18 protein-coding genes are annotated in these 18,215 nt (G+C 68.4%); 3 read left to right on the top strand and 15 right to left on the bottom strand.

Translation table 11 applies throughout. The annotated features are described in order from the left end of the window. Positions 1 to 3: 3 nt before the first annotated feature. From ACLNGM_RS19380 to ACLNGM_RS19360, 5 genes are all read right to left on the bottom strand, one after another. Positions 4 to 879: an ABC transporter permease gene (locus ACLNGM_RS19380; RefSeq protein ID WP_416356189.1), complete on the bottom strand. Its 876-nt coding sequence runs from the start codon at positions 877 to 879 to the stop codon at positions 4 to 6. A gap of 1 nt (position 880) precedes the next feature. Then, positions 881 to 1,846 (bottom strand): ABC transporter permease, encoded by a 966-nt coding sequence (locus ACLNGM_RS19375; RefSeq protein WP_416356188.1) that lies wholly within the window; start codon positions 1,844 to 1,846, stop codon positions 881 to 883. Positions 1,847 to 1,909: 63 nt separating this feature from the next. After that, the gene (locus ACLNGM_RS19370) at positions 1,910 to 3,481 is read right to left on the bottom strand and encodes an ABC transporter substrate-binding protein (RefSeq protein ID WP_416356187.1); all 1,572 of its coding nucleotides are present in this window, start codon (positions 3,479 to 3,481) and stop codon (positions 1,910 to 1,912) included. Between the two features lie 57 nt (positions 3,482 to 3,538). Then, positions 3,539 to 3,931 carry a VOC family protein gene (locus ACLNGM_RS19365; RefSeq protein ID WP_416356186.1) on the bottom strand — a complete coding sequence of 131 codons (393 nt, stop codon included), beginning with the start codon at positions 3,929 to 3,931 and terminating at the stop codon, positions 3,539 to 3,541. Between the two features lie 92 nt (positions 3,932 to 4,023). Then, entirely contained in the window at positions 4,024 to 4,680 is a 657-nt protein-coding gene (locus tag ACLNGM_RS19360) for a GntR family transcriptional regulator (RefSeq protein WP_416356185.1), read from the bottom strand. Positions 4,681 to 4,820: 140 nt separating this feature from the next. Here ACLNGM_RS19360 and hydA point away from each other — a divergent pair, with 140 nt between their 5' ends. Beyond that, the gene (hydA, locus tag ACLNGM_RS19355; RefSeq protein WP_416356184.1) at positions 4,821 to 6,257 is read left to right on the top strand and encodes a dihydropyrimidinase; all 1,437 of its coding nucleotides are present in this window, start codon (positions 4,821 to 4,823) and stop codon (positions 6,255 to 6,257) included. On the opposite strand, the gene ACLNGM_RS19350 is transcribed toward hydA, so the two are convergent. The 7 genes from ACLNGM_RS19350 to ACLNGM_RS19320 all read right to left on the bottom strand — a co-directional run bounded on the left by ACLNGM_RS19350 (position 6,225) and on the right by ACLNGM_RS19320 (position 13,789). Beyond that, positions 6,225 to 7,421, bottom strand: coding sequence for an alpha-hydroxy acid oxidase (locus ACLNGM_RS19350; protein ID WP_416356183.1), 1,197 nt, complete (start codon positions 7,419 to 7,421; stop codon positions 6,225 to 6,227). The genes hydA and ACLNGM_RS19350 overlap by 33 nt on opposite strands. Further along, positions 7,418 to 8,752 (bottom strand): histidinol dehydrogenase, encoded by a 1,335-nt coding sequence (gene hisD / locus ACLNGM_RS19345; protein WP_416356182.1) that lies wholly within the window; start codon positions 8,750 to 8,752, stop codon positions 7,418 to 7,420. Before hisD ends, ACLNGM_RS19350 begins: the two co-directional genes overlap by 4 nt. 8 nt (positions 8,753 to 8,760) lie before the next feature. Then, the gene (locus tag ACLNGM_RS19340; protein ID WP_416356181.1) at positions 8,761 to 9,561 is read right to left on the bottom strand and encodes an ABC transporter permease; all 801 of its coding nucleotides are present in this window, start codon (positions 9,559 to 9,561) and stop codon (positions 8,761 to 8,763) included. Continuing rightward, a complete protein-coding gene (locus ACLNGM_RS19335; protein ID WP_416356180.1) occupies positions 9,558 to 10,508 on the bottom strand; it encodes an ABC transporter permease in 951 nt (316 codons plus the stop codon). Before ACLNGM_RS19335 ends, ACLNGM_RS19340 begins: the two co-directional genes overlap by 4 nt. A gap of 81 nt (positions 10,509 to 10,589) precedes the next feature. Next, a complete protein-coding gene (locus ACLNGM_RS19330; RefSeq protein WP_416356179.1) occupies positions 10,590 to 11,702 on the bottom strand; it encodes an ABC transporter substrate-binding protein in 1,113 nt (370 codons plus the stop codon). A 32-nt stretch (positions 11,703 to 11,734) separates the two neighbouring features. After that, a complete protein-coding gene (locus ACLNGM_RS19325; protein ID WP_416356178.1) occupies positions 11,735 to 12,868 on the bottom strand; it encodes an ABC transporter ATP-binding protein in 1,134 nt (377 codons plus the stop codon). Between the two features lie 135 nt (positions 12,869 to 13,003). Continuing rightward, on the bottom strand, positions 13,004 to 13,789 hold the full coding sequence (locus ACLNGM_RS19320; RefSeq protein WP_416356177.1) for an SDR family NAD(P)-dependent oxidoreductase: 786 nt from the start codon (positions 13,787 to 13,789) through the stop codon (positions 13,004 to 13,006). Between the two features lie 125 nt (positions 13,790 to 13,914). Between ACLNGM_RS19320 and ACLNGM_RS19315 the strand changes: the two genes are divergently transcribed. After that, positions 13,915 to 14,598, top strand: a complete 684-nt coding sequence (locus ACLNGM_RS19315) for a DUF2161 domain-containing phosphodiesterase (RefSeq protein WP_416356176.1) — start codon at positions 13,915 to 13,917, stop codon at positions 14,596 to 14,598. 9 nt (positions 14,599 to 14,607) lie between these two features. On the opposite strand, the gene ACLNGM_RS19310 is transcribed toward ACLNGM_RS19315, so the two are convergent. Beyond that, positions 14,608 to 15,006: a cupin domain-containing protein gene (locus ACLNGM_RS19310; protein WP_416356175.1), complete on the bottom strand. Its 399-nt coding sequence runs from the start codon at positions 15,004 to 15,006 to the stop codon at positions 14,608 to 14,610. 209 nt (positions 15,007 to 15,215) lie between these two features. On the opposite strand from ACLNGM_RS19310, the gene ACLNGM_RS19305 reads away from it, so the two are divergent. Further along, positions 15,216 to 16,031 carry a sugar phosphate isomerase/epimerase family protein gene (locus ACLNGM_RS19305; protein ID WP_416356174.1) on the top strand — a complete coding sequence of 272 codons (816 nt, stop codon included), beginning with the start codon at positions 15,216 to 15,218 and terminating at the stop codon, positions 16,029 to 16,031. A 93-nt stretch (positions 16,032 to 16,124) separates the two neighbouring features. Here ACLNGM_RS19305 and ACLNGM_RS19300 read toward each other — a convergent pair whose 3' ends face one another. Together ACLNGM_RS19300 and ACLNGM_RS19295 are read right to left on the bottom strand one after the other, a co-directional pair. Continuing rightward, entirely contained in the window at positions 16,125 to 17,027 is a 903-nt protein-coding gene (locus ACLNGM_RS19300) for a D-ribose ABC transporter substrate-binding protein (protein ID WP_416358495.1), read from the bottom strand. Positions 17,028 to 17,131: 104 nt separating this feature from the next. Further along, positions 17,132 to 18,202 (bottom strand): ABC transporter permease, encoded by a 1,071-nt coding sequence (locus ACLNGM_RS19295; RefSeq protein ID WP_416356173.1) that lies wholly within the window; start codon positions 18,200 to 18,202, stop codon positions 17,132 to 17,134. Positions 18,203 to 18,215: the final 13 nt, after the last annotated feature.

Genomic DNA, 18,215 nt, shown 5'->3' with positions numbered 1-18,215 from the left:
GCCCTATTTCAGCCGGGGATTGAGTTCGTCGCGCAGGAAGTCGCCGACGAGGTTGATGCCGAACACCATCGCCATGATCATCAGGCCCGGGAACAGCGAGGTCCACCAGAGGCCGGAGAACAGGACGTCGAAGCCGTTCTTGATGAGGAGGCCGAGCGAAGGCTGCGTCACCGGCACGCCGACGCCGAGGAAGCTCAAGGACGCCTCGATCAGGATGAAAGTGCCGACCTGCACGGTGGCCACCACGATCAGCGGCGTCAGGACGTTGGGCAGGATGTGGCGGCGGATGATCGGCCCGGTGCGAAGGCCCGCGACGCGCGCCGCCTGCACGTATTCGCGGTTGCGCTCGCCGAGCGTCGAGCCGCGTACCGTGCGGGCGTAGACCACCCAGCCGACCGCGGTCAGCGAGATCAGGATCTTGTCGATGCCGTTGCCGAAGGCCGACATCAGGAACAGCGCGATCAGCATCGAGGGGAAGGACAGCTGGATGTCGGCGACGCGCATGATGACGGCATCGATCCAGCCGCCGAAATAGCCCGCCATCAGCCCGAGGAAGGTCCCGATCACGCAGGACATCAGCGTGGCGGCGAGGCCGATCAGCGCCGAGATGCGCGTGCCGTAGACGACGGCGGCAAGAACGTCGCGCCCCTGTCCGTCGGTGCCGAGAAGATATTTCGGATTGCCGCCGTCCATCCAGGCGGGCGGCAGGTAGCTGTCCATCAGGTCGAGCTGCATCACGTCGTAGGGGTTCTGAGCCACGAGCGAAGGGCCGAACACGACGACGATGGCGCAGGCGATGATGATCGCCGACCCGAGAATGGCGGAGGTGTTGCGCCGCCAGTTGTAGGCGAGCTGCGAGGAGAGAAGACCCGTCGCCATCTCAGCGCACCGTGATCCGGGGGTCGATGACCGTGTAGAGAATGTCGATCACGAAGTTGATCACCACGAAGATCAGCGCGACGAGCATCAGGTAGACGACGATCACGGGGCGGTCGGCGCGGTAGATGCTGTCGATGAGGAGCTTGCCCATGCCGGGCCAGGCGAAGATGGTCTCGGTGATCGTGGCGAACGCGATGAGGTCGCCGAGCTGCAGGCCGAAGATCGTCACCACCGGGATCAGCGCGTTGCGCAGGCCGTGGCCGTAGAGAACCTGGGCCCGCGAGGCGCCCTTGGCGCGCGCGAACTTCATGTAGTCCTGCCGCGTCACCTCCATCATTCCGGCGCGCGTGATGCGCAGGAGGATGGCGAGCGTGCCGACCGAGAGGGTCACGGCGGGCAGGACGATGTGCTGCCATCCCGACCACGTGGCGAGCGAGGTTTCGATGCCGAAGATCGTGCCGACCGCCCCGCGGCCCGACGAGGGGAAGATCCGGTATTCCACCGCCAGCACCCAGATCAGCATCATGCCGACCCAAAAACCGGGCAGCGAGACGCCCAGCAGCGACCCCGACATGATGAGCCGCGACAGCGGCTTGCCGGGATTGGCCCCGGCATAGACGCCGAGCGGGATCGCCACCACGGTCGCGATAGCCATGGCGACCAGCACGATCTCCATCGTCGCCGGCAGGCGCTCCAGGATCAGCGAGAAGGCCGGCTGGCGGAACACGTAGGACAGGCCGAGGTCGCCCTGAAGCAGCCCCTTCAGGAAGATGCCGTACTGGACGAGCAGCGTCTGGTCGAGGCCGAGGATGCGGCGGGCCTGCTCGATCTCGGCCTGCGTCGCGTCGATCGGGACGACCATGAAGACGGGATCGCCGGTGAAGGTCGTCATCAGGAAGACGATGACCGACACCGCCCAGAGCACGACGAGCGTCTGGATCAGCCGTCTGACCGTGAATGCGAACATGGAGGGGATGCCTTTCGTCCGAGAAGACGAGGGCGCGACCGCGCCCCCGCCCGTCGGTATTTCCTACTCGGCGACGTCCATCTCGTAGGCCCAGATGAACTTGTCGACGCGCGGCTCGAAGGTGACGGTGTCGCGCGAGGCGTAGATGTCCTGCTCGTAGTGGATCGGGATCATCGGGATATCGGCCAGAAGAAGCTTGGTGGCCTCCTGCAGGTGCGCGTCGCGCTCCTCGACGTTGGCCGTCGAGTCCGCCTTGTCGAGGAGGGCGTCGACCTCGGGGTTCGAGTAGCTCGTCCGGTTCACCTCGCCGTAGCCCGGCTTCTTGTCGCGGCTGTAGTAGAGCGAGTTGTACATCGAGCCGGCGTCGCCCGACGGCACGTCCCAGCCCGACATGATCATGCTGGAATTGGGCGAGGGCACGCGGATGTAGCCCCAGAAGTTCGACTTCGGCATCAGGTTGAGCTTCAGCTGAATGCCGATCTTGCCGAGCATCGAGGTCAGCGCCTGCGCGACCTGCGCGTCGTTGACGTAGCGATTGTTGGTGGCGTCGAGCGTCACGGCGAAGCCGTCGGGCACGCCGGCTTCCGCCATCAGCGCCTTCGCGCGCTCGAGGTCGAACGGATACATCTGCCGGAAGTCGGCACCCTCGACATAGCCGAGATGGGATTCCGGCACGAACTGCGCGGACGGCGTCGCCAGCCCGTTCATGATGACGCGGTCGATCGCGGCGACGTCGATCGCGCGGGCCATCGCCTCGCGCACGCGCCGGTCGGTCATCGGGTTCTTGCCGGAGATGGTGGGCGAGGCCTCGCGCACGTCGAGGGCGAGGAGGATGTTGAGAAGGCTCGGGCGCGTCTCGACCGTCACGCCGCTCTCCGCCTTGACGCGGTCGATGTCGCGTACGGCGAGATCCTGCACCACGTCGAGTTCGCCGGTCAGGAGCGCGGCCGTGCGCGTCGCTGGGTTGGTGATCGGGCGGAACACCACGGTGTCGATCTTCGCCTTGCCGCCATAGTAGTCGGGGAAGGCCTCCAGCGTCAGCCGATCTTCCTTGGCCCACTCCTTCAGGCGATAGGGACCTGTGCCCATCGGCTTCAGGCCGAGTTCGGCGTCGCCGACCTTCTTCGTATAGGCCTCGTTGAGGATCAGGATCGCGGCGAGGTCGTTCGGCAGGGCGGCATAGGGGCCGGGCGTCGCGATCTCGACCGTGCGGTCGTCGACCGCCTTGGCGCTCGCGATGTTGGCGGAGAGGTTGGACATGACCGACGCCTTGAGGCGGTCGATCGTGAACACGACGTCGGACGCCTTCAGCGTCTCGCCGTTATGGAATTTCACCCCGTCGCGCAGCTTGAAGACCCAGGTCCTGTCGTCCTTCTGCGACCAGCTTTCGGCCAGGCCCGGTCCGAACTTCAGGTCCTTGTCGCGCCGGACGAGCGGGTCGTAGAGGTGATAGAACATGATGTTGCTCGACAGTTCCTCGCCCGCCTGCGGGTCGAGGATCGTCGGATCCGACGTCAGGCCGATCGTCACCTCCTTGGCCTCGGCCGCGGTGGCGAAGGCGAGGGGGCCGAGCGGCAGGGTGGCGGCGAGGGCCGCCGTCGCCAGCAGGCATCGGATCGAACGGTGCAGTGTCATCTTGTCCTCCTCCAGGAATGCGGTTGCCGGCCTTCGCCGTGACGTCGGTTGCGGAGGTCAGTCCAGCGCGGACTGGACCTCGATCTGGTAGCCCTCGGGATCGTCGAAGACGAAGGCGCGGATCTTCAGCGCCGCGCTGTCGCGCGGCTCGGTGAGATTGGCGACGCCGTGCGCCTGCACGAAGCGGTGCCAGGCGTCGACGTCGGGCACGCGGATGCAGAGCTGGACGGGCTTCGGGTCGCTCGCGCGATGCATACCGCGCGTCTCGTCGACGAGGCCGACATGCGAGGCGCCGGTGATGCGGTAGATCTTCGACCAGCCCTGATCGATCGCGAGCGTGAAGCCGAGCACGGTCTCATAGAAGCGCACGGCGCGATCGAGGTCGCGGTAGTAGAGGAACGTAATGCCGAGGATCGGCCCGTCCGGGCGCGCGGCGGTCTCTGCGATCATGTCGTCCCCTTTCGTATGCTGACGCCATCCAAGCGGTATACACAAAAAATGGCAAGAGGATTCCGTGCTGCCTTGCAGCATAACCACGAGTTTCAGAACAGGCGCGAGAGATGTCCGAGGATGGCGTTGCGTGCGTTGTCGATGTGGCGCAGCATGGCGGCCTCGGCGCGGGGCGGATCGCGGGCGAGGATCGCGTCGACGATTTCGATGTGCTCGTGGCAGCCCGGCACGAATCGTTCGGGGATCGAGCCGTTGTCGAAGATGCGCGTCTTCAGCTTCAGCCCCTTCACGAGATCCGTCAGGAGCGTCGAACCCGCCGTGCGCGCGACGAGCGTATGGAAGTCCTCGTCGAACTGGGCGTATTCGGCAACGCTCGGGCGTTCTCCCTCCAGATACTGCGTCAGCCGCCTGCGCAGGGCCAGAAACGGCTCCGGCGAGGCGTTGACGCTGGCCGCCTGACGCGCCGTTTCGCCTTCGAGCAGCCGACGGACATGGAGAATTTCCATAATCTCCGTGACCGAGATCCGGCTGACGGTCGGCACTCCGCCACCGTTACGTGTGACGAGCCCTTCGCTCGTCAGCTTGGCGACCGCCTCGCGCACCGGCGTCCGCGAGACGCCGAGACGCTCGGCGAAGAGCTTTTCCTGAAGCGGCGTGCCGGCCGGTAGTTCGCCGGCGAGGATCATCGCCTTCAGGCGGTCGTGCACCGACTGGCCGAGCGTCTGCGCCGTCGTGGGTTTGAGGCTCATGACCGTTCCTTCGCCTCGCGCCGTTGCGCCCGCATATGCCATGAACCCGCGTTCGCCGTCATCGTCCGATTTCCTGTTGCGGCCAAGTGTATACATTGAGTATCCCTTGGCAAGGCGGCGGACTGCGACAGGAGGGCGAAGTGCTGGACGTTCTGATCGAAGGCGGACGCGTGGTGACGAGCGAGGGCTCGCGCGAGGCGGATGTCGGCATCGCCGGCGGGCGCATCGTCGCGGTCGGGCAGGGTCTTGGCGAAGCGACGCACCGCATCGACGCGCGTGGGCGCCTCGTGATGCCGGGCGGCGTTGATACCCATTGCCATGTCGAGCAGATTTCCGGCGCCGGGTTGATGAACGCCGACACGTTCGAGACGGCGACCCGCTCGGCGCTCCATGGCGGCACCACGAGCATCGTGTCCTTCGCCGCCCAGCACCCTGGCAAGCGGCTCCGCCAGGTCGTGGACGACTACGCGGCGCTGGCGGCGCACGGGGCGATGATCGACCATGCCTTCCACATGATCGTGTCGGATGTTTCGGGGGACAATCTCGCTCGCGACCTGCCGGAACTCATCAGTGAGGGGCATCGGTCGATCAAGATCTTCACCACCTACGACAAGGTGCGTCTTGGCGACGAGGATATTCTCGACGTCCTGTGGACGGCCCGCGGCGGCGGGGCGCTGGTCTGTTTCCACGCCGAGAACGACGGGCTGATCCGCTGGATGTCGCGCCGCCTGATCGGGAGTGGGCGGACCGAGCCCCGCTTCCACCCGCTGTCGCATCCGCGCGCGGCGGAGATCGAGGCGCTGTCGCGCATGTGCGTCTTCGCCGAGTTCACCGGCCAGCCGATCATGCTGTTCCACGTCTCGACACGCGAGGGTGTCGAGATCGTGCGCGCGGGGCAGGCGCGCGGCGTTCCGGTCGTCGCCGAGACCTGCCCGCATTACCTCTTCATGACGGTCGACCAGCTCGATGCGCCGGGACGCGACGTCGCCGGCCTGATGTGCAGCCCGCCGCAGCGCCGCACCGACGATCAGGACGCGCTCTGGGAGGGCTTGAGTGACGGCACCCTTCGGGTCGTCTCCTCCGACCATGCGCCCTATCGGCTGGACGAGACCGGCAAGTTCGCCAACGGCGCGGACGCCCCCTTCAACCGCATCGCCAACGGGCTTCCGGGCCTCGAGGTGCGCCTGCCGCTGATGTTCGACGCGATGGTCAGCCGCGGGCGGCTCGGCGCGGAGAAGTTCGTGGAACTGACGGCGACCGCGCCGGCGGCGATCTTCGGCCTTCCCGCCAAGGGGCGGATCGCGGTCGGCGCCGATGCCGACATCGCGATCTGGGATCCGGAACGCCGCGTCACGTTCGGAGCCGACGACCTCCACGACAACACCGGCTACAATCCGTTCGCCGGCACCAGCGTGACGGGTTGGCCGGAGACCGTCCTGTCGCGGGGCGAGGTGGTCGTCGCGGATGGCGTGTGCCGCGCGACGCCCGGCCGCGGCCGGCGGATCGTCATGGAGCCGTCGGACGCGATGCGCCCGCGCACCGAATCAGAGGCCGACCGGCTGGACCACGCGCGCTGACGCGGCGACCTCGGACGGCGGCACGAGGGCGTCGCGCCCGAGCGCCTTCAGCTCGTCGATCGACGACAGGCCCATCAGGCCGAGGGTGACGTCGATCTCGACGGAGAGGAGCTGGATGACGCGGGCCGCGCCCGCCTCGCCGCCCGCGGCGACGCCCCAGACATAGGCGCGGCCGAGGAGGACGCCCGATGCGCCGAGCGCGATCGCCTTGACGATGTCGGTCCCGCGCCGGACGCCGCCGTCGAGAAGAACCTCCAGGCCATCGGCCGCGTCCACGATGCTGGGCAGGGCGCTGATCGTCGAGCGGGCGCCGTCGAGCTGTCGCCCGCCGTGGTTCGACGCCACGATCGCATCGGCACCCGCCGCCTTCGCCCGTCGCGCGTCGGCGGGATGAAGGATGCCCTTGATCGACAGGCGTCCACGCCAGCGCCCGCGCAGCCAGTCGACGTCGTCCCACGACAGGGCGGGGTCGATGAGGCGCGAGAGGGTGGCGGCCTGCGCCAGGATGTTGACGCCGAATTCCGCGCGGCCGCGCACCGCGCCGACGCCGGGCTTGCCGGTTCGCAGCATGTCGAACGCCCAGGCCGGGCGGAGCGCCATGCCGAAGCCCATGCGCGGCGTGATGCGCGTGGCGGCCCGGAAGCCGTTGCGCGCGTCGCGCTCGCGAATGCCGGTCACCGCCGTGTCGACGGTGAGGTGCAGCGTCTCGACGCCGGCCCGCTCAGCGGCCGCGACGAACTCTTCCGCCAGCCCGCGGTCCTTAAGGACATAAAGCTGGACCTGCAGCGGCCCGTCGCAGCCGACGCGACGAAGGTCGTCGAGCGAAGCGATCGAGAAATTGGACAGGCAGGTGGGAATGCCGGCCGCATGGGCGGCCTTGGCCGCGAGGATCTCGCCGTACCCGGCAAACAGGCCGAGAAAGCCGACGGGACCCAGCATGAAGGGAAGGCGGTTCCGCTGCCCCAGGAACTCGCTCGATAGATCTCGCGCGCCGAGGCCGGCGAGCACCCGCTGCTCCAGCCGGAGATCGGCGAAGTCGCCCGTGCTCGACGCCAGCGTCGCCTCGGCGGAGGAGCCGCCGTCGATATAGTCGAAGAAGATCTTCGGAAGACGCCGCCGGGCGATGCGGCGGGCGTCCTCGACATTGACGAAGCGCGCGATCATCGCGTCTTCGACAGGATGGCGTCGCGCATCTCCGACACCGCGTTCTCGTGCGAGGAGAAGCCCTCGTAGCGCGCGAGGCGGCGGGCATGCAGCGCGAGTTCAGGATAGCCGGTCGAGGTGACGTAGCCGATCGACGAGCGTTTGAGGAAGTCGGTCACCGACAGCGGCCCGTAGGTGCGCGCCCAGCGGCTCGTCGGCAGAACGGCGTTGGGGCCGAGCACGAAATTGCCGAGCGTCACCGGCGTATGCGGACCCATCAGGATCTCGGCGGCTTCCGTGATCCGGCCGAGATGGCGGAAGGGCTCGGTGGAGAGAAGCTCCAGATGCTCGGGCGCGTAGTCGTTGACGAAGCGGTAGCTGTCCTCCAGCGAGGGCGTCAGCACGATGCCGCCGTAAGGGCCGGTGAGCACGGTGCGCGAGAAGGCGGTGCGCTGCTCGCTCATGCGCGCCCAGTGGCCGGGCAGGGCGGCCATCGCCTCTTCCGCCACGCGCCGGTCGTGGGTGACGAGATAGGCCGAGCTATCCGGTCCGTGCTCGGCCTCGATCAGGAGGTCCAGCGCCGCGAGCGCGCCGTCCACCGTCTCGTCGGCGAAGATCATCGCCTCGGACGGGCCGGCGGGAAGGCCGGTGTCGAGGACGCCCGACAGGAGGCTTTTGGCCGCCACGACGAAGGGCGAGCCGGGGCCGACGATCTTGATCTTGGGTCGGATCGTCTCGGTACCGTAGGCGGCCGCCGCGACGGCCTGCGCGCCGCCGACCTTATAGACCGTCTCGACGCCCGCCAACCGCGCGGCGACGAGCGTCGCGGCATCCACCGAGCCGTCCGCCGTCGGCGGGGTGAGGATGCAGAGATCGGGCACGCCCGCCACCACGGCCGGCACGCTGGTCATCATCGTGACGGAGGGAAACGCGCCCTTGCCGCGCGGCACGTAGAGCGCGGCGGACTGGATCGGCGTCCAGCGGTCGCCGGCAAACGCCCCCGGACGCATCTCTTTGAACCACATGGGTTCGGGCTTCTGCTCCTCGTGGAAGCGGCGGATGTTGTCGATGCCGAAGCGGATGGCGTCGATCACCTCCGGCTCCACGGCCTTGAACGCCGCGTCGAACTCGGCCTCGCTCGTCTGCAGCGCGCCGCACGCGACGTTCGCGCCGTCGAGATCGCGCGCCAAGCGCAGGAGCGCGGCGTCGCCTTCCGATTTCACCGCCTCGATGATCGGGCGGACCGTCTCGACGAAGGACGAGAGGTCGGTCTCGGAGCGCCGCAGGAGCCGGGCGCGCGCGGTGTCGTCGAGCGTGGCGAGGTCGTGGAAGGAGCAGGGGGGCGAGGACATGGGAAGCGTCACTTCGATTTCAGGAAGATGTCGAGGCCGACGAGGCGGTCGAGCGCGAGGATCGCGAGCGCCGCGCAGGCGATGAAGACCACCGAGATGGCGGCGAGATCAGGCGTGATGATGGAGCGGATCGAATTGTAGATCTGGACGGGCAGCGTCACCGTGCGCGCGTCGACGAGAAGGAGGCTGACGAGGAACTCGTTCAGCGCTAGGATGAACATCAGGAGCGAGCCGGTGATGATGCCGGGCGCGACCGCCGGAACGGTGACGAGGAGGAACGTCTGGAGCGGCGGCGCACCGCACATCGAGGCGGCGAGCTCGAGATCGGGATCGAGCGCGCCGGCGCTCGCGCTCACCGCCCAGATCATGAAGGGCAGGTTGATGACGCAGGCCGCGACGCCGACCGGCCAGAGCGAGCCGAGGACGCCCCCCTCGCCGAACAGGAGCATCAGCCCGATGCCCGAGCCGATCAGCGGGATCGTAAAGGGCAGGAGAAGATAGACCTGAAGAAGATTGGCGAAGCGCACGCGGTACTTGGCGAGCGCGAGGCCTGCCAGCGTGCCGACCGGAATCGCGATCGCGGTGCAGATCAACGCCACCTGAAGCGATCGCCAGAACGCCTGGCGCAAGTCCGCCGCGCCCGCGACCTTGGCGTACCATTTCAGCGACAGCCCGTCGGGCGGGAAGGCGATGATGTTGCCGGCGGTGAACGAGGCGCCCAGCACCACAAGCGTCGGGGCCGAAAGGATGACGAGCGAGAGGGCGACGAGGGCGCCGATCACCCAGCGCTTGGAGCGCGCCTCGGTCATGGCGCGCGCCCCCGCAGCGCCAGCGTGCCCGCCCCGAAGAGCGCGAAGACGGCGCCGACGAGCGTCGAGCCGACGACGACGAGAAGCAGCGTCAGCGCGGCGCCCATGCCCTGGTCGGAGGTGCGGAAGAACTGGTCGTAGATCGCATTGGCGATGAAGTCCTGCCCCCCGCCGCCGAGGATCGCGGGAATCGCGAAGTCGGTCAGCGTCAGGGTCAGCACCACGAGCCCGGCGCCGACGAAGCCGGGCGTCGCCATCGGAAACACCACATGGAGGAGGGTCCGCCCCCAGTTGGCCCCGAGCGAGCCGGCGGCGGCCTCGACCTCCTCGGGGATCGCCGAGAGGGCGGGCGCCAGCATCAGGACGGCGAAGGGCAGCATGTACTGGACGAGGCCGAAGAGGACCGCCCAGTAGTTGAAGAGGAGGCGATAGGGACCGAGCCCGAACAGCGCGAAGATCTCGTTGGCGAGCCCCTGGTTGCCGAGGAGGATCAGCCAGCCGTAGGCGCGCACCACCTGCCCGATGAAGAACGGCAGGAACAGCGCGATCAGCAGCGCCTTGCGCCGGGCGGCCGAGCGGGTGCGCACCATCGCGTAGGCGTAGGGAAAGGCGAGAACGAGAGTCGCGAGCGTCACGATCAGCGCGCCGCCGAGGCTGCGCAGCGCGACATTGAGGAAGACCGGCTCGGAAAAGGCGCGGGCGTAGTTGGCGAGCGTGCGCTCCTCGGACGGCAGGAAGGTCGCCGTGTCGAGCGTGCGAAGGCTGGCGTCGAGAATGTCGAAGAGGCTGATCGCGAGGAGCCCGACGAGAAGGATCGCGGGCGCCAGCATCAACCAGGGGATCGCCTTGCCCACCCGCGCGGGCCAGACGGCGTGCGCCGCCGCCTCGGCCGCGTCGAAGACGCGCCAACGGAGGGGATAGGCGGAGCGTGAGGGGCGGAGCGGCATGGGCGTCGGGGTCTGGCGATGCGGTGTTGCGAAAGGGCAGCTTCGGGAACGGATGCGATCCGCCTCCGAAGCCCGATGGCGTCAGCCCTGCATGATGGCCTTGAACTTGCCGAACCATTCGGCCTCGTTCTCCACCTGCACCTTGGACGAGATGCGGATGAGGTTCTGGAAGTCTTCGGGCGTCGTCGGATAGGACGGATCGCCCGCGAGATCGGCCGGCGGCGTGAGGCCCGGCACGACGCCCGGCAGGCCGAGGCCGTCAAGCCAGACCTGCTGGCTGTCCTTGCCGATCGCCATGTCGATGTACTTCTTGGCCCAATACAGCTCGTTCTCGGGCAGACCCTTTGGGATCCACAGTCCGTCCGTGTCGAACTTGGCGCCTTCCTCCGGCACCACCCAGGCGACGTCGATGCCGTTCTTCTTGGCCTCGCGCGCGTTGGTCGAGATGGTGCAGGCGAGGTCGATCTCGCCGTTCTGGAACCAGGTCGTGAAGTCCGGGTCCTCGCCGAGCAGCGGCTGCTGCTCCTTCACCTTGGCGATGAAGTCCCAGGCCGGCTGCATGTTGGCCGGAATGTCCTCGAGCTTGCCGCCCCCGGCGACCTGCGCCGGGAAGTGGAAGCCGATGCCGTCGTTGTAGAGGGCGATGCGGCCCTTGAACTTCGGGTCGAGCATCGCCTTCCACGAGGTCGGCGGACCGTCCGGGAAGGCGGCCGGGCGGTAGGCGAGGACGTAGACATAGCCGTAGGTGTCGACGATCGGATAGCCGTCGAGGCCGACGGGCTTGGCAAGCTCGGTGACGCCCTTGAGGTTGGGCAGGTCCGAGAGGTCTTCGGTGACGCCGCGCAGCGCCGACTTGGTGGCGTTGGTGGTCGTGTCCCAGTTGATGTGGATCGGCGGCACGCGCTTCTGCGCCACGGCCGCCCAGACCTTCGGCTGGATCTCGTTGTCCTCGGTGAGGTCGTGGCGGACCGCGATGCCGGTCGCCTTCGTGAACGGGTCGGAGACGCCCGCCTTCAGCGCCTCGACCCAGGACCCGCCCCAGGCGCGCACGATGATCTCGGCCGGCTTTTCCGGCTCCTGCGCGACGGCCGCGCGAAGGCCGAGCGCCGAGGCCGCGCCGATCGAGCCCACGGCGGCCGCGCCCTGCAGGAAGCGGCGGCGGTTGAGATCACTGAGGAAGGGCTTGTCGGTCATGGCGATGGCTCCTTTCGCGAATGGGGCGGCGTTCAGGCTTGCGGAAAGACGATGAGGTCGCGGGTATTCCAGCCGAGCCGCACGTGGGCGCCGACGGGCTGGACGGCGTGGCCGACCGGATCGTGGTCGAAGGCGCGCAAGGTCACGCCGAGAGCGCCGGCGGGGCGCGCCTCGTAGACGACGCGCTCGCCCTCGAAGATCACGTCCGCAATCTCGGCGGTGAGATGGGTGTCGAGCGCCGGGCCGCTCGCGCCCGTGCCTTCGACGCGGATCTGTTCGGCGCGCAGCATGCCGGCCGCGGCTTCGCCCACGCGGGGCGCGCGTCCGGCCGGTGCCGACCAGCGGCCGCTGATGGCGCCGAGCGGCGTCTCGAGCGTCACCACCTCGCCCTGCGATCCCGCGACTTTGCCCTCCAGCCGGTTGGTGACGCCGATGAAGCTCGCGACGAAGGCGTTGGCGGGCTCGCGATAGGCGGCGATCGGCTCGGCCATCTGCTGGATCCGGCCCGCGTCCATCACGATGATCTCGTCCGATACGACGAGCGCCTCGCGCTGGTCGTGCGTCACGTTGATCGTCGTGATGCCGAGTTCGCGCTGGATGCGGCGGAACTCCAGCTGCATCTCCTCGCGCAGCTTGCGGTCGAGCGCGGCGAGCGGCTCGTCGAGAAGAAGAAGCTCCGGTTCGAAGACCAGCGCACGGGCGATCGCCACGCGCTGCTGCTGACCGCCGGACAGCTCATGGATGCGTCGGTCCCCGTAGGCACCGAGGTGCACGAGATCGAGGTAGCGTTCGACGCGGGCAGGAATCTCGCGCGCATCGAAGCGCCGCATCTTGAGCGGGAAGGCGACGTTCTCGGCTGCCGTCATGTGCGGGAACAGGGCGAGCTTCTGGAACACCATGCCGATCCGCCGCTTGTGCGCGGGCTCGGCCGACACCGGGCGGCCGTTGATCGCGATCTCGCCGCGGGTCGGCTTCTGGAAGCCCGCGATCATGCGCAGGAGCGTGGTCTTGCCCGAGCCGGAGGGCCCGAGGATCGTCAGGAACCGGCCGCCGGCAAGGTCGAACGAGGCATCCGCCACCGCCGCCTGTCCGGAGAAGACCATCGAGACGTCGCGCACCGAAACGGCGGGTGTGCCGAGAACGGAGGCTGGTCGCGCCAGGCTCATGCGCGCCATCCCGCGAGTGCGGCAGCGGCCAGGGAAATCGGGGCGGATTCGTCACAACGCATGACGTGTGCTTGATCCAGCTGCAAGCTCGGCGCAAGCCCAAACTTGCGGCAGACGCCTGTTCTTCCAGCGGTTTCAGATGGAAGCGAGGAAGCCGCCGTCGATCGCGATGCACTGCCCGGTCATGTAGCGGGACGCGTCGCTCGCCAGGAACAGCGCGGCGCCCGCCAGATCGTCGAGATCCCCGAACCGGTTCATCGGGATGCGCCCGAGCATGCGCTCGCGCCAGTCCTCGTTCTCGTAGAAGACGTCGGTCATGGCGGTGCGGAAGTAGCCGGGCGCGATCGCGTTGACGCGGATGCCGACTGGCGCCCATTCCGCGGCCAGCGCCCGCGTCATGCCGAGAAGCCCGGATTTCGAGGAGCCGTAGGGGATCGCGGTCGGCACGCCGACCATCGAGGTCAAGGAGGCGATGTTGACGATGCTGCCCGAGCCGTTCATGCGCATCGCGCGTCCCGCCGCCTGCGCCGCGAAGAACGCACCTTTCAGGTTGGTGTCGAGGATGCGGTCCCACAGCGTCTCGTCCACGTCGAAGCTCGGACGGACGTCTTCGACCCCGGCGTTGTTGACGAGCCCGTCGAGCCGACCGAAACGCTGCGTGGCCGCATCGACCGCCGCCTCGATGGACGCGACGTGCGTGACGTCGAGCGGAACGGTGAGGACGGGCGATCCGGCTTGCGAAACGGCTTCCGCCGTTGTTTGGAGATTCTCGACCTTGCGTGCGCCGACCACCAGCGAGGCGCCCGACTCGGCGAGAGCCGTCGCCAGCGCAGCGCCGATTCCGCGGCTCGCGCCCGTCACCAGCACGACGCGGCCCGTGAGATCGAACCGACCGACGCCCTTGTTCCGTTCCGACGCCATTCGATCCTCGACCTTCGCTTCATCCGGTCCGCCCTTTTCGCATGGGCGAACGGGCTCGCAAACGCCTTGCATGCGCTGGCGCGAAAGACCGGCGAAAGGCTGCCGGTGTTCCTGACGCGATGACCATGGCTTCCGAACCATCGACCGACGCGACCGGCGCTCGGCCCGAGACCGCGCTCTATGCGCCGGTGAAGGCGTTTCTCGAAACGCTCGGCTTCTCGGTGAAGGGGGAGGTCGGCGGGTGCGACCTCCTGGGGCTGCGGGAGGGGGAGCCCCAGATCGTCGTGGTCTGCGAACTGAAGCAGACATTCAATCTCGAACTCGTGCTGCAGGCCGTCGACCGGGCCGCGGCCTGCGACGAGGTCTGGCTCGCGGCGCGCCTGTCGCTGCGCGGCAAGGGGCGGGAGGCGGACGCGCGCTTCCGAAACCTATGCCGCCGGCTCGGCTTCGGGCTCCTTGGCGTCGGCAGCGACGATGTGGTGCACGTCCTTCTCAGCCCGGACGCGCCGATGCCGCGTCGCGACCCGAAGCGGCGCTCGCGCCTCGTCAGCGAGCACAAGCGGCGGCAGGGCGACCCTGTCGCCGGCGGGGGCTCGCGCGCCCCGGTCATGACGGCCTATCGCCAGCAGGCGCTGGTGCTCGCCCGCGCGCTGGCGACCGGACCGCAGCGCCCGCGCGATCTCGCCGCTGCCGTGCCGGCGGCCGCGGCGATGCTGCGGCGGAACGTCTACGGCTGGTTCGAGCGCACCGGCCACGGCGTCTACGCGCTGACGTCCCAAGGCCACGAGGCCCTCGTGCGCTGGCCTTGAGCCGGCGCGTCAGCCCGATTGGTACGCGGCGTCCGTGACGTGCTCCATCCAGTCGACGACCTTGCCGTCCTTCTGTTCCTGAATGGCGATGTGGGTCATGGCATTGGTCGGCGAGGCCCCGTGCCAATGCTTCTCGCCCGGCTCGAACCAGACGACGTCGCCCGGCCGGATCTCCTCGATCGGGCCGCCCTCGCGCTGGACGAGGCCGACACCCGCCGTGACGATCAGCGTCTGCCCGAGGGGGTGGGTATGCCAGGCCGTGCGTGCGCCGGGCTCGAAGGTGACCGTGGCGGCCGCTGCGCGCCGGGCCTCGTTAGGCGAGAACAGCGGATCGACGCGCACCGTCCCGCTGAACCACTCCGCCGGTCCCCGGCCGGAAGGCGACGATCCGTTCCTGACGATCTCCATGAGCCTTTGTCCTCATCTTGGGTGGCGGCGAGTCTGTGAGGATAGGGCCGCCCCGCGCGCTTCAAGGCCGTACAGGCGTAAGACTGGTTCTCGCCCACGCGTTTTCGGCAGCAGCCTCAGCGTCTTCCGGCTTGACCCTGCCGCCACGGCCGGCAGAAGTCGGGCCGATGCCGCGCGGGAGTCTGGCGGCAAGCGGAGAGGATACGGCGATGGCGGACGTCAGGATCGGGTGTCAGACCTTCACCTGGGAAATGCTGGGCGAGGGTTTCAACGGCAGACCCGATGACCTCCTCGATGCGATCGCAGCCGGCGGCTACGGCGGGATCGAGATCACCGACACGATGATCGGCGCCTACGGCAGCCAGCCCGAGGCCTTCGCGAGGGCGCTGGACGCACGGGGGCTCGCCCTCGTCGCCTTCACCTTCAGTTCGGCGAGCGGCTTCACCGAGATCGACGAGGTGGAACGCGACCTCGAAGCGGCGCGACGCTGGGCCGATTTCGCCGCGCGCTTTCCCGGCGCCGTCCTGTCGATGGGGTCGGCGACCGTCATGTCGACCGGGCCACGCGACGAGAAGTTCCGCATCGCCGCCGAGGTCTACAACCGGGCCGCCGAGATCGGCCGCGTTGCGGGCATCGAGGTGGCGGTCCACCCGAGTTCGCACCACGACACGCTGCTCTTCGACCGCGCCGATTACGACGCGCTGTTTAAGCTTCTTGATCCTGCGTCCGTCGGCTGGGTGCCCGATACCGGCCACATCCTGCGCGGCGGCATGGACATGCTCGACACGCTGCGAACCCACGCCGCGCGCATCCGCTACCTGCACCTGAAGGACGTCGATGCCACGGGCACCTGGGCGATGCTCGGGCGGGGTGCCTGCGACGTGCCTGCCGTGATCGCGGAAGCTGCGAAGGCGCCGGGCTTCAACGGCTGGCTGGTGCTGGAGGAGGAGTCGGAGGAGGCGGCAAGCGATCCCGCCCGCGCCGTCCGCACCAACCGGGAGACGATGCGCCGCTTCGTCTCCTGAGGGCTCCAAACGAAAGAGGCAGCCGCATGGCGGCTGCCTCGATCGGTGGGGAGGGGCGTCGGGCGAGCCGCGTCCCTCGATGCGATCCGCCTGTTACGGAGCCAGCGTGAACGGCGCCGTCATCTTGTCGGCGTTGTCCTTGTTGATCAGGATGCAGTCGAAGAGCTGCTTCTCCTGGTCGACGCCGGTCTTGCCGGTCTTGATGAAGCTGTCGGCCTGCTTGACGGCTTCCGCCGAGAACACGGCCACCGGCTGCAGCACGGTGTACTGGAGCTCGCCGGCCTTGACCGCGGCCACCGCGTCCGGCGAGCCATCGAAGCCGCCGACCTTGATGTTCGCGAGCTTGCCGGCTTCCTTCAGCGCCGCGACGGCGCCGAGCGCCATCTCGTCGTTGCCGGAGATCACGCCGATGATGTCCGGGTTCGCCTGCAGGAGCGACTGCATCTTGTTGTAGCCCTGGGTGCGGTCCCAGTTGGCGACTTCCTGGCCGGCCTTCACGAGGTCGGGATACTGCGTCAGCACCGTCTCGAAGCCGTTCGAGCGGGTCTGGGCGTTGTTGTCGGACGGCGCGCCGAAGAGCTCGACATACTTGCCGCTGTCGCCGACCGCCTCGACCCAGGCCTGGGCGCCGAGCGCCGCGCCTTGCGCGTTGTTCGAGACGAGCTGCGCCTTGGCGAGGCCTTCCTGGTTGATCTCGGCGTTGACGAGGATCACCGGAATGCCGGCATCGACCGCCTTCTTCACCGCGCCGACCGAGCCGTCGGCGTTGGCGGGGTCGAGGATGATCGCCTTGACCTGGCTGGTGATGGCCGTGTCGATCAGGCGCGACTCGGCGTTGGTGTCGCCCTTGTGGGCGGCCACGGTGGCCGTGTAGCCGAGCTTCTCGGCCTCGGCCTTGGCGACCTCGCCTTCCGTGAACCAGTAGGGGTTCGACGGGTCGTTGACGATGATCGAGATCGCGCCATCGGCGAAGGCGGGCGCGGAGAAGATCGTCATCACAGCGGCGGCGGTTGCCGCCAGAAGCGTCCGGGTCATGCGCATGGTTGGTCTCACTCCCTGGTATATGCCGGTTCCCGGCGAGGCTTGCCGTCGTGGAGGCGTCATGCCTTCGATGGCGAAGAGGTGTCGGCCTTCTTCGCGGGCTTGGGGCCGCGACGGCCGTACTGGATCGAGTTGAGGAGGACGGCGAGCACGATGACCGCGCCGGTGAAGACGGTCTGCCAGTAGGCGGACACGCCGATGATCACGAGGCCGTCGGCGAGGAAGCCGATCACGAAGGCGCCGAGCATGGTGCCGCGGATGTTGCCGCGCCCGCCGGTCAGCGCCGCGCCGCCGATCACGACGGCCGCGATCGCCGTCAGCTCGTAGGTCGTGCCGGCGGTCGGGCCGGCGGAGGTCAGCTGCGAGGACAGGACGAGGCCCGCGATCGCCGCGCAGATGCCCGACAGGACGTAGACGAGGATCGTCACCCGCTTCACCGGCACGCCGGAAAGCTCGGCCGCGCGCTGGTTGCCGCCGGTCGAGTAGACCCAGCGGCCGAAGGCCGTGCGGTTGAGAAGGACGCTGGCGAGGATCGCGACGGCGGCAAGGATCAGGACCCCGATCGGCACGTTGAGGACGCGGTTGAAGCCGAGCCAGTCGAAGCCCGTGTTGCCGAGTTCGGGGCGGCCGCCGAGATTGTTGTAGGTGAGGCCGTTGGTCATCAGGAGCGCGATGCCGCGCGCGACATAGAGAAGGCCGAGCGTCGCCACGAAGGCCGGCACCTTGAAGAAGGCGATCAGGATGCCGTTCGTCAGGCCGACCAGCGCGCCGACGACGCAGGTGAGGATCACGACCACCCAGACCGGCGGGTAGAGGATGACCCCGAGCGGCTCGAGCGTCACGCCCTGCATCAGCGCGCCGGCGATGACGCCGCACAGGCCCAGCGTCGAGCCGACCGACAGGTCGATGCCGCCGGTGAGGATGACGAGGAGCATGCCGATCGCCAGGAGACCGAAGATGGCGACGTGCGAGGCCATCGTCAGGAAGTTGGCGGTCGAGAAGTAGTAGGGCGAGAGCGACGAGAAGATCGCGATGATGGCGATCAGCGCGAAGAAGGCGCGCCCTTCCAGAAGCACGCGGCCGAGATCGAACCCGCTGCCGGACGCCTTGAGTGTGGAGGTGGTGCTCATGACGGGGCTCCGG

This window comes from Aureimonas phyllosphaerae (genome assembly GCF_047943035.1).
Taxonomy (GTDB): Bacteria; Pseudomonadota; Alphaproteobacteria; order Rhizobiales; family Rhizobiaceae; genus Aureimonas; species Aureimonas phyllosphaerae.
Note: the sequence above shows the minus strand (reverse complement) of the source record. Positions and strands in the feature narration are given on the sequence as shown.